This window comes from Alphaproteobacteria bacterium, from assembly GCA_017308135.1.
Lineage (GTDB): Bacteria > Pseudomonadota > Alphaproteobacteria > CACIAM-22H2 > CACIAM-22H2 > Tagaea.
On sequence record JAFKFM010000006.1, the window covers coordinates 783,316 to 799,151 of the forward strand.

Annotated in this window: 12 protein-coding genes; 10 read left to right on the forward strand and 2 right to left on the reverse strand. The window is 65.9% G+C overall.

Going from position 1 to position 15,836, the window contains the following annotated elements; translation table 11 throughout:
• Nucleotides 1-34: 34 nt before the first annotated feature.
• The 9 genes from J0H39_04220 to J0H39_04260 all read left to right on the forward strand — a co-directional run bounded on the left by J0H39_04220 (nt 35) and on the right by J0H39_04260 (nt 11,893).
• Nucleotides 35-1,177 carry an ABC transporter permease gene (locus J0H39_04220; GenBank protein ID MBN9495940.1) on the forward strand — a complete coding sequence of 381 codons (1,143 nt, stop codon included), beginning with the start codon at nt 35-37 and terminating at the stop codon, nt 1,175-1,177.
• Nucleotides 1,178-1,182: 5 nt separating this feature from the next.
• A complete protein-coding gene (locus tag J0H39_04225; GenBank protein MBN9495941.1) occupies nt 1,183-1,887 on the forward strand; it encodes an ABC transporter ATP-binding protein in 705 nt (234 codons plus the stop codon).
• On the forward strand, nt 1,884-2,960 hold the full coding sequence (locus J0H39_04230; GenBank protein ID MBN9495942.1) for a biotin/lipoyl-binding protein: 1,077 nt from the start codon (nt 1,884-1,886) through the stop codon (nt 2,958-2,960). The genes J0H39_04225 and J0H39_04230 overlap by 4 nt, the downstream gene beginning before the upstream one ends.
• A 158-nt stretch (nt 2,961-3,118) precedes the next feature.
• Complete coding sequence (mdh, locus tag J0H39_04235) at nt 3,119-4,087, forward strand: malate dehydrogenase (protein MBN9495943.1); 969 nt, start codon at nt 3,119-3,121, stop codon at nt 4,085-4,087.
• A 94-nt stretch (nt 4,088-4,181) separates the two neighbouring features.
• Complete coding sequence (sucC, locus tag J0H39_04240; protein ID MBN9495944.1) at nt 4,182-5,378, forward strand: ADP-forming succinate--CoA ligase subunit beta; 1,197 nt, start codon at nt 4,182-4,184, stop codon at nt 5,376-5,378.
• Nucleotide 5,379: 1 nt separating this feature from the next.
• Nucleotides 5,380-6,255 (forward strand): succinate--CoA ligase subunit alpha, encoded by an 876-nt coding sequence (gene sucD / locus J0H39_04245; GenBank protein ID MBN9495945.1) that lies wholly within the window; start codon nt 5,380-5,382, stop codon nt 6,253-6,255.
• A 26-nt stretch (nt 6,256-6,281) separates the two neighbouring features.
• On the forward strand, nt 6,282-9,170 hold the full coding sequence (locus tag J0H39_04250; GenBank protein ID MBN9495946.1) for a 2-oxoglutarate dehydrogenase E1 component: 2,889 nt from the start codon (nt 6,282-6,284) through the stop codon (nt 9,168-9,170).
• A gap of 48 nt (nt 9,171-9,218) precedes the next feature.
• Nucleotides 9,219-10,421 (forward strand): 2-oxoglutarate dehydrogenase complex dihydrolipoyllysine-residue succinyltransferase, encoded by a 1,203-nt coding sequence (gene odhB, locus J0H39_04255; protein MBN9495947.1) that lies wholly within the window; start codon nt 9,219-9,221, stop codon nt 10,419-10,421.
• Between the two features lie 62 nt (nt 10,422-10,483).
• A complete protein-coding gene (locus J0H39_04260; GenBank protein MBN9495948.1) occupies nt 10,484-11,893 on the forward strand; it encodes a dihydrolipoyl dehydrogenase in 1,410 nt (469 codons plus the stop codon).
• Nucleotides 11,894-11,899: 6 nt separating this feature from the next.
• On the opposite strand, the gene J0H39_04265 is transcribed toward J0H39_04260, so the two are convergent.
• Both J0H39_04265 and J0H39_04270 read right to left on the reverse strand, forming a co-directional pair.
• Nucleotides 11,900-12,829 carry a tyrosine recombinase XerC gene (locus J0H39_04265; protein MBN9495949.1) on the reverse strand — a complete coding sequence of 310 codons (930 nt, stop codon included), beginning with the start codon at nt 12,827-12,829 and terminating at the stop codon, nt 11,900-11,902.
• Nucleotides 12,826-13,545, reverse strand: coding sequence for a DUF484 family protein (locus tag J0H39_04270; GenBank protein ID MBN9495950.1), 720 nt, complete (start codon nt 13,543-13,545; stop codon nt 12,826-12,828). Before J0H39_04270 ends, J0H39_04265 begins: the two co-directional genes overlap by 4 nt.
• A 100-nt stretch (nt 13,546-13,645) precedes the next feature.
• Here J0H39_04270 and J0H39_04275 point away from each other — a divergent pair, with 100 nt between their 5' ends.
• Nucleotides 13,646-15,835, forward strand: a complete 2,190-nt coding sequence (locus J0H39_04275) for a primosomal protein N' (GenBank protein ID MBN9495951.1) — start codon at nt 13,646-13,648, stop codon at nt 15,833-15,835.
• The last annotated feature ends 1 nt before the right edge of the window (nt 15,836 follow it).

Below are 15,836 nucleotides of genomic sequence, written 5' to 3' on the forward strand. Positions count from 1 at the left end.
TTTCGTTTCATTTTTACGAAGGACCGTCGCCCCGATGGGCAAAGTCGCTTTGCGCATGTTGTTCGGCGATCCAGGCAAGTATCTGGGCCTGGTGTTCGGCATCGCCTTCGCCACGCTGCTGATGGCGCAGCAGGCGGGGCTGTTCGTCGGCGTGCTCGGGCGCACGGTCAGCCAGATCGTCGACGTGCAGGAAGCCGATCTGTGGGTCATGGACCCGCGCGTCAAATATTCCGACGTGACCGAGCCGTTGACCGACACGCAGCTTTATCGGGTGCGCTCGGTCGAAGGGGTCGCCTGGGCGCTGCCTTTCTATCGCGCGATGTCGACCGCGCGCTCGCCCGACGGAATCCTCGAACAGGTGATGATGCTGGGCGTGGACGACGCCACGCTGACCGGCGCGCCGCGCAAAATCCTGCTGGGCAAGATCGAAGATCTGCATCAGCCCGACGCGATCGCCATCGATCGCGCGGGTTTCGGCCGACTGTGGCCGGGCGTGAAACTCGATCTGGGGCGCGAGGTGGAGATCAACGACCGCCGCGTGAAGGTCGTCGCGATCACCGAAGCGGGGGCGCCGTTCACCACCGCGCCGGTCGTGGTTATGCGCTATTCGCAGGCGTTGAACGTCGCCCAGCCACGGCGCAGCCAGTTGAGTTACGTGATCGCGCGCGCCGCCCCCGGCCATAACGCCGAAGACGTCGCCGCGCGCGTCACCCGCGACACCGGCTTGCAAGGGCTGACGCGCGCCGGCTTCGTCGACAAGACGATGAACTACTTTCTGCGCAACACCGGCATCCCGATCAATTTCGGGATCACGATCGCGCTCGGCTTCATCGTCGGTGCCGCGATCGTCGGCCAGACCTTTTTCCTGTTCGTGGTCGAGAATTTGCGCCAGTTCGGCGCGCTGAAAGCGATCGGCGTGGGCAATCTCGCCATTCTGCGCATGGTGCTGTTGCAGGCGGGTGTGGCGGCGATCACCGGCTATTCGATCGGCATCGGCTTTGCCGCCGCGTTCTTCGAATTCGTGCCGAAGATCAGCATCGAATTGCGCGGGCTGGCGCTGCCCGCCGAAGTCGCGATCGGCGTGGCGGCCGCCGTGCTGCTGATCATCGCGGCGGCGAGCTTCGCGTCCGTGCGCCGCGTGCTGGTCGTCGATCCGGCGATCGTGTTCCGGGGCTGATCGCCATGTCGTTCGCCGTCAAATGCCGCGACGTGGTGAAGTCCTTCGAATCGGAGGCGGGCTTGCAGCGCGTGCTGCACGGCGTCGATCTCGATGTGCCCTGGGGCGAGATGACGATGCTGGTCGGTCCGTCGGGTTGCGGCAAGACCACGCTGCTGTCGATCGTCGCGGGCATATTGTCGTTCGATTCCGGCGACGTCGAAGTCGACGGGCAGGACATCGCGAAAATGTCCGACGCGCTGCGTGTCGCCTTCCGGCGGCGCACGCTCGGCTTCATTTTCCAGCAATACAATCTGCTGCCCGCGTTGACGGCCGCCGAGAACGCCGCGATCCCGCTGGTCGCGGGCGGCATGGAATTGTCGGCGGCGGCGAGGGCGGCGATGCCGCTGCTCGAACAGCTCGGCATGGGCGAGCACGCGGCCAAATTGCCGCGCCAATTGTCGGGCGGGCAGCAGCAGCGCGTGGCGATCGCGCGCGCCCTCGTGCACGAACCCAAGCTCGTCGTCTGCGACGAGCCGACGGCGGCGCTCGACGCGACCGGCGGGCGCACGGTGATGGAAATGCTGCGCGCCGCTTCCGTGCGCGCGGACCGCGCCACGCTGGTCGTCACCCATGATCACCGCATTTTCGATTTCGCCGACCGGATCGTCCGGATGGAAGACGGGCGCATCGCCGGAATCGAAACCAAAGCTTTGGAGACCGTTCCATGAAGCGCCCACGTTTCGTCCGCCACATCCTGCCCGTCGTTGCGGGTGGGTCTTTGATCTTCGCCGTGTGGTCGATCGCCGCCGCGGATCGTTCGCGCCCGCTGGTCGATCCGGTGGTGGCGCCGCCGTCCAATCCTTACGCTTCGGCCATCGCGGGCTCGGGTCTCGTCGAACCGGCCAGCGAGATCGTCGCCGTCGCGACCGAACTCGGCGGCGTGGTCGTGGCCGTACACGCGAAGGAAGGCGAGGACGTGGCCCAGGGCGCGCCATTGTTCGAAATCGATGGCCGCATCCACGCCGCCAATCTGGCGCAAGCCCAGGCGCGCCAATCGGCGGCCGAAGCGGCCTTGGCGCGGCTCGACCGGCAAGTGGCGCAGCAGCGCGCGATCGTCGCGCAAGCCGGCACGTCGGTAACGAGCGCGGCGGCCGAGCGCGAGCGCGCCGAAAGCGACCGCACCCGTCAGCAGGAATTGTCGCGCCAGGATTTCGCCAGCCGTCAGCGTTTGGAATCGGCCGTCGCCGATGCGCGCCGGGCCGATGCCGGATTGCAGGGGGCCCGCGCGGCCGTCGAAGCCGCGCGCCGCCAGATCGACGTGCTGGAAGCCCAGCGCGGCGAATTTGAGGCGTCGCTGCTCGAAGCCAAGGCGCTCGCCCAGCGCGCGGCGGTCGATGTGGCGCGCACGGTCGTCCGCGCCCCGCTCGCCGGGCGGGTGCTCCAGCTCAACATAAGGACGGGTGAGTTCGCCGCCGCTGGCGGTCTCCAGACACCACTTGTCTTGATGGGTAGCGTGATGCCACTGCATGTTCGGGTCGATATCGACGAGGTCGACGCCCAGCGCCTGACCCCGGGCGCGCACGCGACCGCGCGCTTGCGCGGCGATGCCCGCCTGTCCAGCGAGCTTCGCTTCGTCCGGACGGAACCCTATGTCATTCCAAAGAAATCCCTGACCGGCGGCACGGCCGAGCGGGTCGATACCCGCGTGCTGCAAGCGATCTATGCGGTCGCCGACCCGGCTTTTCCGGCGTTTGTCGGCCAGCAGGTCGATGTTTTCGTCGAAGCCGCCCCCCGGCGTTAATCGAGGCTTCATCGACCCCGGTTAAGGTCCGGTTTCGCCGGGGAAATCGGGTTCGGCCGCCAGCGCTTGAAGGTTTGCGGCGGCGGCGGTACAACCCCGGCGCTCGTTTTCGCACCGCAGCGCTCCCGTTCGGGGGGCCGCAGAAGGGGAAATTCCGTATGGCACGCAACAAGATCGCGCTCGTGGGCGCCGGTCAGATCGGCGGCACGTTAGCTCTGCTCGCCGGGCTTCAGGAACTGGGCGACGTCGTCCTGCTCGATATCGCGGAAGGCATCCCGCAGGGCAAGGCGCTGGATATCGCCGAAGCCTCGCCGGTCGCCGGGTTCGACTCGTTCGTGACCGGCTCCAACGATTACTCGGCGATGGCCGGGGCCGACGTGATCATCGTCACAGCCGGCGTGCCGCGTAAGCCCGGCATGACCCGCGACGATTTGATCGGCATCAACGTCAAGGTGATGGCCACCGTCGCCGACGCGATCAAGAAGAACGCGCCCAACGCCTTCGTCATCGTCGTCACCAACCCGCTCGACGTGATGGTGTGGGTGATGCAGGTCCTGTCGGGCCTGCCCGCCAACAAGGTCGTTGGCATGGCCGGCGTGCTGGATTCGGCGCGTTTCCGCTGGTTCCTGGCCGACGAATTCAAGGTTTCGGTCGAAGACGTCACGGCCTTCGTGCTCGGCGGCCACGGCGACACGATGGTGCCGTCGGTGCGCTATTCGACCGTCGCCGGCATTCCGCTGCCCGACCTCGTCAAGATGGGTTGGACGACGCAGGAAAAGCTGGACAAGATCGTCCAGCGCACCCGCGACGGCGGTGCGGAAATCGTCAATCTGTTGAAGACCGGCTCGGCCTTCTACGCGCCGGCGATGTCGGCCATCGAAATGGCGGCGAGCTATCTGCGCGACAAGCGCCGCGTGCTGCCGTGCGCGGCGATGCTCAACGGCGAATACGGCCTCAAGGGCCTCTATGTCGGCGTGCCGTGCATCATCGGCAAGAACGGCGTCGAAAAGGTCGTCGAAATCGCGCTGGATCCGTCCGAAAAGGCGGGTTTCGACAAGTCGGTCAAGGCGGTGCAGGACCTCTGCGGCGTGGCCGAGAAGCTGCTGAAGGCCGAAGGCAAGCTTTAATCCTTCGTTCTACCGGATCCCGGGCGGGCGCGGTTGCCCATACCCCCCGCCCGGGGCTAGGTTTCCGTATTCCAACCCCGTCGCGGGATCGTCCATGAATATTCACGAGTACCAAGCCAAAACGCTGATGGCCAAATTCGGCGTCGCGGTCCCCAAGGGCGGGGTTGCCTACACCCCCGACGAGGCCGAGAAGGTCGCCCGCGAACTCGGCGGCCCGGTTTGGGTTGTGAAGTCGCAAATCCATGCGGGCGGCCGCGGTGCCGGCCGCTTCAAGGACGATCCGAACGGCAAAGGCGGCGTGCGCGTCGTCAAGTCGATCGACGAGGTGAAGAAGAACGCCGCCGCGATGCTCGGCAAGATTCTGATCACCAAGCAGACCGGCCCCAAGGGCAAGGAAGTGAAGCGCATCTATGTCGAGGAAGGCTGCGACATCAAGCGCGAGCTGTATCTCGGCATGCTGGTTGACCGCGCCACGCAGCGCGTGACCGTGATGGCGTCCACCGAAGGCGGCATGGATATCGAAGAAGTCGCCCATAAGACGCCGGAGAAGATCGTCAAGGTCGCGATCGACCCGACGCAAGGCTTGCAGCCCTATCACGCGCGCCAAGTGGCGTTCGCTTTGGGCCTGGAAGGCAAGCAGGTCGGCGCTTGCGTCAAGTTCGTGTCGGCGATGTACGAAGCCTTCGTGAAGCTCGACGCGTCGATCGTCGAAATCAATCCGCTGGTCGTGACCGGTGCGGGCGACGTGCTCGCCCTCGACGCCAAGATGAACTTCGACGACAACGCGCTGTTCCGCCACAAGGACGTGGCCGAATTGCGCGACGAAGACGAAGAAGATCCGATGGAGCGCGAAGCCGGCAAGCACGAGCTGAACTACGTTAAGCTCGACGGCAATATCGGCTGCATGGTGAACGGCGCGGGCTTGGCGATGGCCACGATGGACATCATCAAGCTCTATGGCGGCGAGCCCGCGAACTTCCTCGACGTCGGCGGCGGTGCGACGAAGGAACGCGTGACGCAGGCCTTCAAGCTGATTCTGTCGGACCCGAACGTCGAAGGCATTCTGGTCAACATCTTCGGCGGCATCATGCGCTGCGACGTGATCGCCGAAGGCGTGGTCGCCGCGGCGCGCGAAGTCGCGTTGAACGTGCCGCTGGTCGTTCGCCTCGAAGGCACGAATGTCGAGCTCGGCAAGAAGATCCTCAAAACCTCGGGCCTCAAGATCGTGTCGGGCGACAACCTCGCCGACGCGGCCGAGAAAATCGTCAAGGCCGTGAAGGAGGCCGCGTAACATGGCCGTTCTCGTCGACAAGAATACGAAGGTCATCTGCCAGGGCTTTACCGGCGCGCAGGGCACCTTCCACTCCGAACAGGCCATCGCCTACGGCACCAAGATGGTCGGCGGCGTGACGCCCGGTAAGGGCGGCACCAAGCATCTCGATCTGCCCGTGTTCAACACGGTGGACGAAGCCGTGCGCACGACCGGGGCCGACGCTTCGGTTATCTACGTGCCGCCGCCCTTCGCGGCCGACGCGATCCTGGAAGCGGTCGACGCCAAGCTGCGCTTGGTCGTGTGCATCACCGAAGGCATCCCGGTGCTGGACATGGTGCGCGTGAAGCGCGCGATGTCGGGCACCAAGACGCGCCTGATCGGGCCGAACTGCCCGGGCGTCATCACGCCGGGCGAGTGCAAGATCGGCATCATGCCGGGCCACATCCATAGCCGCGGCAAAATCGGCATCGTCAGCCGTTCGGGCACGCTGACCTACGAAGCGGTCGCGCAGACCACGGCCGCAGGGCTCGGGCAGACGACCTGCATCGGCATCGGCGGCGACCCGGTCAACGGCACGAACTTCGTCGATGCGCTGGAACTCTTCCTCGCCGATCCCGAAACCGCCGGCATCATCATGATCGGCGAAATCGGTGGCTCGGCCGAAGAAGAAGCCGCCGCCTTCTACAAGGCGTCGAAGGTCAAGAAGCCGATCGTCGGCTTCATCGCGGGCGTGACCGCCCCGCCGGGCCGTCGCATGGGCCATGCCGGTGCGATCATCTCCGGCGGCAAGGGCACGGCCGGCGATAAGATCGAAGCGATGAAATCGTCGGGTTACCTCGTCGCCGACAGCCCGGCGGCGCTGGGCTCGACGATGGTCAAGGCGATGCAAGGTTAAGCACGAAGCCGTTTAAGGAGCGCGACATGGCGACCCATCCGGATCTCGAGACGCTGTTCAACGGCAACAACGCCGTTTTCATCGCCGAGATGCTCGACAAATACCGGGCCGATCCCGGCAGCGTCGATCCAAGCTGGCATGGCGTGTTGCGCGAAATGACGACGGAAGGGACGGGGTATTACGTCCCGCGTTGGGGCCGGGAAAAGACGCGCATCATCGGCGTGGCCGACCCGGCCGCCGCCGCCCCAGCGAAGGGCAAGGGCAACGGGGCCGCCGCTGCGGCCGCCGCGCCCGCGCCGGTTGTCCAGGGTTTGAGCCCCGAACAGGCCAAGGCGCAGACGCTCGATTCGGTGCGCGCGATCATGCTGATCCGCGCCTACCGTATGCGCGGTCATCTCGAAGCCAATATCGATCCGCTGGGCCTGACCAAGCAGGAGCCGCATCCCGAACTCGATCCGGCGCATTACGGCTTCACCGAAGCCGATATGGACCGCCCGATCCTGATCGACAACGTGCTGGGTCTGGAGCGCGCGACGTTGCGCCAGATCGTGTCGGTGTTGAAGACGACCTATTGCGGCTCGATCGGCGTGGAGTTCCTCCACATCTCCGATCCCGAGCAGAAAAGCTGGATCCAGCAGCGCATCGAAGGTCCGCGCAACCAGACCGACTTCACCGCGCGCGGCAAGCGCGCGATCCTGGAGCGTCTGACCGCCGCCGAAGGTTTCGAGCGTTACCTCGATCGCAAATTCGTCGGCACGAAGCGTTTCGGCCTCGACGGTGCCGAATCGATGGTGCCCGCGCTCGAACAGATCATCAAGCGCGGCGGCCAATTGGGCGTGCGCGAAATCGTGATCGGCATGCCCCATCGCGGGCGCTTGAACGTTCTCGCGAACGTGATGAGCAAGCCCTATATCGCGATCTTCTCCGAATTTCAGGGTGTGGCCGCGCATCCCGACGACGTGCAAGGGTCGGGCGACGTCAAATACCATCTCGGCACCTCGTCGGACCGCGAGTTCGACGGCAACAAGGTGCATCTGTCGCTCAACGCCAACCCGTCGCATCTGGAAGCGGTCAATCCGGTCGTGCTCGGCAAGGCGCGCGCCAAGCTGATGCAGCTGGGCGACGTCGAGCGCACGGCGGTGCTGCCGCTGCTGCTGCACGGCGACGCGGCGTTCGCGGGCCAAGGCATCGTGCCCGAAACGATGGCCTTCGTGGACATCGTCGGCTACCGGACCGGCGGCACGATCCATTTCATCGTCAACAACCAGATCGGCTTCACCACGGCGCCGAACTATTCGCGCTCGGGCGTCTATTGCTCCGACGTCGCGAAGGGCCTGGGCGTGCCGGTGTTCCACGTCAACGGCGACGATCCCGAAGCGGTCGTGCATGTCGCGCGCATCGCGACGGAATTCCGCCAGCGCTTCCATCGCGACGTCGTCATCGACATGGTCTGCTATCGCCGCCACGGCCATAACGAGACCGACGAGCCGTCGTTCACGCAGCCGCTGATGTATCGGCGCATCGCCGCGCACAAGACGACGCGCACGCTTTACGCCGAGCAGCTGGAAGCCGAAGGCTCGATTCCGGCCGGCGAAGGCCAGAAGATCTACGACGACTTCCAGGCCCATCTCGACAGCCAGCTCGAAGCCTCGAAGACCTACAAGCCCAACAAGGCCGATTGGCTGGAAGGCAAGTGGGCGGGCATCGAAACGGCGAAGAACGACGACCGGCGCGGCAACACCGCCGTGTCGAACGATCTGCTCAAGCAGGTCGGCGACGCGCTGACCCGCGTGCCCGACGGCCACAACATCCACCGCACGGTGCGCCGCAATCTCGACGCCAAGCGCAAGATCCTCGATGCCGGCAAGGGCATCGATTGGGCGACGGGCGAAGCGCTCGCCTTCGGCACGCTGGTCGCCGAAGGCACGCCGGTGCGCTTGTCGGGCCAGGATTGCGGGCGCGGCACGTTCTCGCAGCGCCATTCGGTGCTGGTCGATCAGGAAACCGAAGCGCGCTATCTGCCGCTGCAGCATGTCGCGGAAAAACAGGCGAATTTCGAAGTGCACGATTCGCCGCTGTCTGAATACGGCGTGCTCGGTTTCGAGTACGGCTATTCGATGGCCGAGCCCAACGCGCTGACGATCTGGGAAGCGCAATTCGGCGACTTCGCCAACGGCGCGCAGATCATGTTCGACCAGTTCATCTCGTCGGCCGAACATAAATGGCTGCGCATGTCGGGCCTCGTGATGCTGCTGCCGCACGGCTACGAAGGGCAGGGGCCGGAGCACTCCTCCGCGCGCCTCGAGCGCTTCCTGCAAATGTGCGCGGAAGACAATTGGCAGGTCTGCAACATCACGACCCCGGCCAATTATTTCCACGCGCTGCGCCGTCAGGTCCGCCGCACGATCCGCAAGCCGCTGATCATCATGACGCCGAAATCGCTGTTGCGGCACAAGCTCGCGACGTCGACCTTGGCCGAGATGGGCCCCGGCACGACGTTCCACCGCTTCTTCGGCGAGACCGACAAGATCGTCGCCGACGACAAGGTGCGCCGCGTCGTGATGTGCTCGGGCAAGGTCTATTACGACCTCTACGAGGAGCGCGCGAAGCGCGAGATCAAGGACGTGGCGCTGGTGCGCGTCGAGCAGCTCTATCCCTTCCCGTTGTCGACGATGGAGAAGGAACTGGGCCGCTACAAGAACGCCGAGATCGTCTGGTGCCAGGAAGAGCCGCAGAACATGGGCGCATGGACCTTCGTCCAGCCGCGCTTGGAAGCGATGCTCGCCAACCTGCCGATCAAGGGCAAGCGCCCGACCTATGCCGGCCGTCCGGAATCGGCGGCGACGGCGACGGGTTCGTACAAGCGCCACAACGCCGAGCAAGCCAAGCTGCTCGACGATGCCCTGAAAATCTGACGCCCGGAAACGCTGAAAAGCCAAACGTCAAAGAAGAAAGACACGCATATGCCGATCGACATCAAAGTTCCGCCCATGGGCGAGTCCGTCTCGGAAGCGACCGTCGCGAAGTGGTTCAAGAAGGTCGGCGACGCCGTGAAGGCGGACGAGCCGCTTTGCGAACTCGAAACCGACAAGGTGACGGTCGAAGTGCCGGCCCCCGTCGCCGGTCAGCTCGTGTCGATCACCGCCGATAGCGGTGCCACGGTCGGCGTGGGCGCCAAGCTCGGCGAAATTCTGGAAGGTGCGGCGGGCAAGGCTTCTGCCCCCGCCGCCGCACCGGCCGCGGCCCCGGCACCGGCGAAAGCCGCCGCACCCGCACCCGCTTCGGCGGCCCAACCCGGCCCCGCCGCGCGCAAGGCGCTGTCGGAAGCCGGCGTGGACGCCGCTTCGGTGGCGGGTTCCGGTAAGGATGGCCGCGTGACCAAGGCCGATGTCGCCGCCGCCCCCAAGGCCGCCGCACCGGCCCCGGCCGCTGCCCCCGCCGCCCCGGCCGCACCGCGCGAAATCGGGCCGCGCGAAGAACGCGTGAAGATGACGCGCCTGCGCACCCGCATCGCCGAGCGCCTGAAGCAGGCGCAGAACACCGCCGCGATGCTGACGACGTTCAACGAGATCGACATGTCGGCCGCGATGGCGATGCGCTCGAAATACAACGAGCAATTCGAGAAGCGGCACGGCGTGAAGCTCGGCTTCATGTCGATCTTCGCCAAGGCCTGCGTCGTGGCGCTCAAGGAACTCCCCGCCGTCAACGCCGAGATCGACGCGGGCGACATCGTCTACAAGAACCATTACGACATCGGTGTCGCCGTCGGCACGCCGCAAGGCTTGGTCGTGCCGGTCGTGCGCGATTGCGACGTGCTGTCGTTCGCCGATATCGAAAAGAAGATCGGCGATTTCGGCCGCCGGGCCCGCGACGGCAAGCTCACCATCGACGAGATGACCGGCGGCACGTTCACGATCACGAACGGCGGCATCTATGGCTCGCTGATGTCCACGCCCATTCTGAACCCGCCGCAATCGGGCATTCTGGGCATGCACAAGATCCAGCCGCGCCCGGTCGCCATCGGCGACAAGATCGAGATCCGCCCGATGATGTATGTGGCGCTCAGCTACGACCACCGCATCATCGACGGGCGCGAAGCGGTCACCTTCCTCGTGCGCGTCAAGGAGTGCATCGAGGATCCGGGCCGTCTCATCCTCGACATGTGATCCGGGAAAGGCCCCGTCTCGGGGCCTTTTCTTTCTAGACCCTATCCGAACGGAAACGCCCCATGTCCGACACGCAATTCGATCTTATCGTCATCGGCGCCGGTCCCGGCGGCTATGTCTGCGCGATCCGCGCGGCCCAGCTCGGCATGAAGGTCGCTTGCGTCGAGAAGCGCGAGACGCTGGGCGGCACGTGCTTGAACGTCGGCTGCATCCCGTCGAAGGCGCTGCTGCAAGCGTCGGAGAAGTTCGAAGAGGCTTCGCACGGTCTTGGCGCCTTCGGCGTCAAGGTCGGCAAGGTCGAACTCGATCTCAAGGCGCTGATGGCGCACAAGGACAAGACCGTTAAGTCGAATGTCGACGGTGTGGCTTACCTGTTCAAGAAGAACAAGGTCGAGTGGGTCAAGGGGGCCGCGAAGGTCACCGGTGCGGGCAAGGTCTCGGTCGCGCTCAACGCCGGCGGCACGCAGGATCTGACCGCGAAGAACATCGTCATCGCGACGGGTTCGGACGTGGCGTCGCTGCCCTCGCTGCCGATCGACGAAAAGCGCATCGTGTCGTCGACCGGCGCGCTCGCTTTGCCGGAAGTGCCGAAATCGATGGTGCTGGTCGGCGGCGGCGTGATCGGCCTCGAAATGGGTTCGGTCTGGCAGCGCCTGGGCGCCAAGGTCACGGTGGTCGAGTTCCTCGATCGCATCATGCCGGGCATGGACGGCGAAGTGTCCAAGCAGATGCAGCGCATCCTGCAAAAGCAGGGCATGGCGTTCGAATTGTCGACCAAGGTGACGGCCGCCAAGGTCACCGCCAAGGGTGTGACGCTGACGGTCGAACCCGCCGCCGGCGGCGAAGCGAAGACCATCGAAACCGATATCGTGCTGGTCGCCGTGGGCCGCCGTCCCTTCACCGACGCGCTGGGCCTCAAAGACGCCGGCGTGGCGCTGGACGAGAAGGGCCGTGTCGCCATCGACGGGCATTTCCAAACCAACGTGCCGGGCATCTACGCGATCGGCGACGTGGTCGTCGGGCCGATGCTCGCGCACAAGGCCGAAGACGAAGGCATGGCGGTCGCCGAGATTCTGGCCGGCCAGCATGGCCATGTGAATTACGACGCGATCCCGTCGGTCGTTTACACGTGGCCGGAATGCGCGAGCGTGGGCAAGACCGAGGAGCAGTTGAAGGCCGAAGGTGTCGCCTACAAGGTCGGCAAGTTCCCGTTCACCGCGAACGGGCGTGCCCGCGCGATGAACAGCACCGACGGCTTCGTGAAAATTCTGGCCGACGCGACGACGGATCGTATCCTCGGCGCGCATATGGTTGGCCCGGTGGTCGGCGAAATGATCGCCGAAATCACGCTGGCGATCGAATTCGGCGGCTCGGCGGAAGATGTGGCGCGCACCTGCCATCCGCACCCGACGCTAACCGAAGCGGTGCGCGAAGCCGCCCTCGCGGTCGACGGCCGCCCGATCCACATCTAAAAAAGTTCACCGCCCGCGCGGATGGGCCTTGGCGTGGATGTCGAGCAAATGCTCGGCATCCACCGCCGTATAACGCTGCGTTGTCGACAGCGACGCGTGGCCCAGCAATTCCTGGATCGCGCGCAGATCGGCCCCCGATCCCAGCAGATGCGTGGCGAAGGAATGGCGCAGCGCGTGCGGCGTGGCGGTATCGGGCAGGCCCAATTCGATGCGGAGCTGACGTAGACGCTTTTGGATGAGTTCGGCGCGCAAACGCCCGCCGCGCGCCCCTAGGAAAATGGGTGCCGTCTTGCCGCCGACCGAAGGGCGAAGTTTGAGATAGGCGTCGATCGCGCCGCGCACCTCGTTCAACAGCGGCACGTCGCGCGCTTTGCGGCCCTTGCCGACGATGCGCAACGTCTCGCCCAGCGGCAACGCGTCCATGTTCAGCGACAAGGCCTCGTCGATACGCAGTCCTGCGCCATACAGCAACGCGATCACCGCGCGGTCGCGCGCTTCGACCCAGGGCTTGTCGTCGTCGAGATCGAGCGTGGCGGCCGCGTCCTCCGCCGTCAGCGCCTTGGGCACGGGCTTGGGCAGTTTGGGCCCGCGCAACGCGATCGCGTGCGCGTTCTCGGCCAGTTTCTCGCGCGACAGAAAGCGGAAGAAGCCGCGCAACGCCGACAGCGTGCGCGCGTTGGACGACGCGGCCAAACCGTCGTTGCGCCGGCGCGCGAGAAACGCGCGGAAATCCGCGGGCTCGAGCTTGCCCAGCGCCGCGAGATCGGGCGCTTCGTCCAGATGATCGGCAAGGAAGGCGAGAAAGACGGTCAAGTCGCGCGTATAGCCGTCCAGCGTGTGGCGCGAAGCGCGACGCTCGTCGCGCAAACGGCCCAGATACGCCATGACGGCGTCCGCCACGTCCGATTGCGCGGCGAAACCGGGTGCGTCGTTCAGCGCGGACGCGACAGCCATCCGTGCAGCGCGGATTCGACCGTGCGGCCCAGGAAGGTCAGCAATTCGGTGCCCTGACCTTGATGGAACTTGCCGGTCTGGCGGCTGCCGAAAGCGAGAATGCCGGGCGGCATGTCGCGCTTCAATTGCAGGCGCAGCAGCGCCTGGCTGCGCACGAGCGTGGAAGCGCCGGCATAGATCGCCGTATCGCCGGGCTCGTCCGACAGCAGCAGAATGTCGCGCCGTTCGCCCATCACGCGATCGACCGTGCCGCGCGGCAGGATTTTCAGCGGCGCTTGGGATTCGCCCGCCGGGGGCGCATCGATCGATTCGAAACCGAGGCCGATCGCGTCGACCTCCAAATGCATGGGCAGATCGACGGCGATCGTGTCGATGAGATGGGGGAGCGAGCGCGCCGCCAGCACCGACGTCACAGCCGCGTGGATGCGGCCTTGCGTGGCGAGATTGGCGCGGCTGGTCGCGACCAGCTCGGCTTGTGCCGCCGTCAGTTTGGCGAGATCGGTCTTCATGCGCTCGAGCATGTAGCGCTGCATGTCGACCACGCCGTTGCCCGAACGCTGCTCGGGCGGCGTGAGCACCCAGACCAGATCGGGATGTTCCAGCAGGAAATCGGGATGCCGGCGCAGATACTCGGCGACGGCGGGGCCGGTCAGTGCGGCAAGACCGGCGAGCGGTTGGGCGGGTTCGCTATCGGCCATACGTGATCTCGGCGATGTCGAGGGAAAATTTCATGTCCATCCCGGCGGATTTCGGCCGCCGCGCTTGCGTCGGCGCGACTCGGCGGCCAGATTCTAGCCGATGGAAGAATCGCCCGCCAGCAGCCGCGTACGCGTCGCCTTGCCGATGCGCCTCGGGCCCTACGACTACGCCGTGCCCGACGGAATGACGCTGGCGCCGGGCGATTTCGTGCGCGTGCCGTTGGGGCCGCGCGTGGAGATCGGCGTGGTGTGGGACGAAGCCGCCGATCCCGATTTCGACGCCGCGAAGCTCAAACCCGTGCGCGCGCGCTTGCCCGTCGTGCCGATGCGCGAGCCCTTGCGCCGTTTCGTCGATTGGGTCGCGCGCTACACGATGGCGCCGGTCGGCAACGTGCTGCGCATGGCGATGAGCGTGTCGGCCGCGTTCGAACCGCCGAAAATGCGCCGCGCACTGGCGCTGTCGGACGCAGCCCCCGATCCGCATCTCGACGAGCCGGGCGTGCTGACGCCCGCGCGCCGTCGCGTGCTGCTCGAAGCGATGGCGGGCGCGCGGCCTGCATCCGATCTCGCCGAGGCCGCCGGTGTCGGAACCGGCGTCGTCAAAACGCTGGTCGAGAAGGGATGGCTGGAAGCGATCGAACTGCCGCCCGAAGCGCCGCCCGTGCCCGACGGGACGGGAAAATTGGCGTCGCTCAATCCCGATCAGCGCATCGCCGCGGACCTGCTGCTCGAAAAATTGACGGAAGGTTTTTCGACCACGTTGATCGATGGCGTGACCGGCTCGGGAAAGACGGAAGTCTATTTCGAAGCGGTCGCCGCGGCGGTCGCGTCGGGTAAGCAAGTGCTGGTGATGCTGCCCGAAATCGCGATGAGCGCGCAGTGGTTGGCGCGCTTCGAACAACGCTTCGGCGTGCCGCCCACGCCGTGGCATTCGGAACTGCCGGGGCATCTGCGCGCGAAAATCTGGCGCCAGATCGCGTCGGGCGAAGCGCGCGTGGTGATCGGCGCCCGCTCGGCATTGTTCCTGCCTTATCGCGATCTCGGTCTGATCGTGATCGACGAAGAGCACGAGCAAGCCTTCAAGCAGGAAGACGGCACGATCTATCACGCGCGCGACATGGCCGTGGTGCGCGCGCGCTTCGAGAATATTCCCATCGTGCTGGCGTCGGCCACGCCGTCGCTGGAGACGCTCGCGAATGTCGAACGCGGGCGCTATGCGCGCGTCGAATTGCCCGCCCGTCACGGCGGCGCGCTGCTGCCGGGCGTCACCGCGATCGATCTGCGTAAAGCGCCTCCGCCGCGCGGACGGTTTATCTCGCCGCCGTTAAAGGCGGCCCTCGCCGACACGCTGGAAGCGGGCGAGCAGGCGATGCTGTTCTTGAACCGGCGCGGCTATGCGCCGCTGACGTTGTGCCGCGCCTGCGGCCATCGCCTGCAATGCCCGCGCTGCACGGCGTGGCTGGTCGAGCATCGCCTGCACGGGCGTTTGCAATGCCATCATTGCGGCTACGCGTCGTCCTTGCCGCGCCAATGCCCCGCTTGCACGGCGGAGGATTCCTTCGTCGCCTGCGGCCCGGGCGTGGAGCGCGTGGCGGAAGAAGCGCAAGCCTTGTTCCCCGATGCGCGCATCGGCGTGATGACGTCCGACACCGTCGCGGGGCCGGCGGCGGCGGCGGAATTCGTGCGCCAGATGGCGGAAAAGGAAATCGACATTCTGGTCGGCACGCAGATCGTCGCGAAGGGGCATCACTTTCCGCTGCTGACGCTGGTGGGCATCGTCGATGCCGATATCGGTTTGACCGGCGGCGATCTGCGCGCGGGCGAACGGTCGTGGCAGTTGCTGCACCAGGTCGCGGGGCGCGCGGGGCGCGCCGAACGCCCCGGCCGCGTGCTGATCCAAACCCATATGCCCGAACATCCGGTGATGACGGCGCTGGTCGCGGGCGATCGCGAACGCTTCCTCGCCGCCGAAAGCCACGACCGGCGCAAGCGCAACTGGCCACCGTTCGGGCGTCTCGCGGCGCTGGTGTTGTCGGGCGAAGATGAAGCCTTGGTCGATCGCATCGCCAAGCGTTTGGGCGCGACCGCGCCGCGCGAGGCGGGGATCGAAGTGCTGGGTCCCGCCCCGGCCGCGATGGCGATCTTGCGCGGCCGCCATCGCCGGCGCTTGCTGGTGAAAGCGTCGCGCGATTTCGATCTGCAGGGCGCGCTGCATGATTGGCTGGCGCAAACGAAAATCCCGGCGAATTTGCGCCTCGCCGTGGATATCGATCCGTATAGTTTCCTTTGAA

Coding starts and splice junctions, on each gene's coding strand:
- J0H39_04270 (MBN9495950.1), bottom strand. CDS start 13,545: ATGGCCGATAGCGAACCCGCCCAACCGCTCGCCGGTCTTGCCGCACTG.
- mdh (MBN9495943.1), top strand. CDS start 3,119: ATGGCACGCAACAAGATCGCGCTCGTGGGCGCCGGTCAGATCGGCGGC.
- J0H39_04250 (MBN9495946.1), top strand. CDS start 6,282: ATGGCGACCCATCCGGATCTCGAGACGCTGTTCAACGGCAACAACGCC.
- odhB (MBN9495947.1), top strand. CDS start 9,219: ATGCCGATCGACATCAAAGTTCCGCCCATGGGCGAGTCCGTCTCGGAA.
- J0H39_04260 (MBN9495948.1), top strand. CDS start 10,484: ATGTCCGACACGCAATTCGATCTTATCGTCATCGGCGCCGGTCCCGGC.
- sucC (MBN9495944.1), top strand. CDS start 4,182: ATGAATATTCACGAGTACCAAGCCAAAACGCTGATGGCCAAATTCGGC.
- J0H39_04225 (MBN9495941.1), top strand. CDS start 1,183: ATGTCGTTCGCCGTCAAATGCCGCGACGTGGTGAAGTCCTTCGAATCG.
- sucD (MBN9495945.1), top strand. CDS start 5,380: ATGGCCGTTCTCGTCGACAAGAATACGAAGGTCATCTGCCAGGGCTTT.
- J0H39_04230 (MBN9495942.1), top strand. CDS start 1,884: ATGAAGCGCCCACGTTTCGTCCGCCACATCCTGCCCGTCGTTGCGGGT.
- J0H39_04220 (MBN9495940.1), top strand. CDS start 35: ATGGGCAAAGTCGCTTTGCGCATGTTGTTCGGCGATCCAGGCAAGTAT.
- J0H39_04275 (MBN9495951.1), top strand. CDS start 13,646: ATGGAAGAATCGCCCGCCAGCAGCCGCGTACGCGTCGCCTTGCCGATG.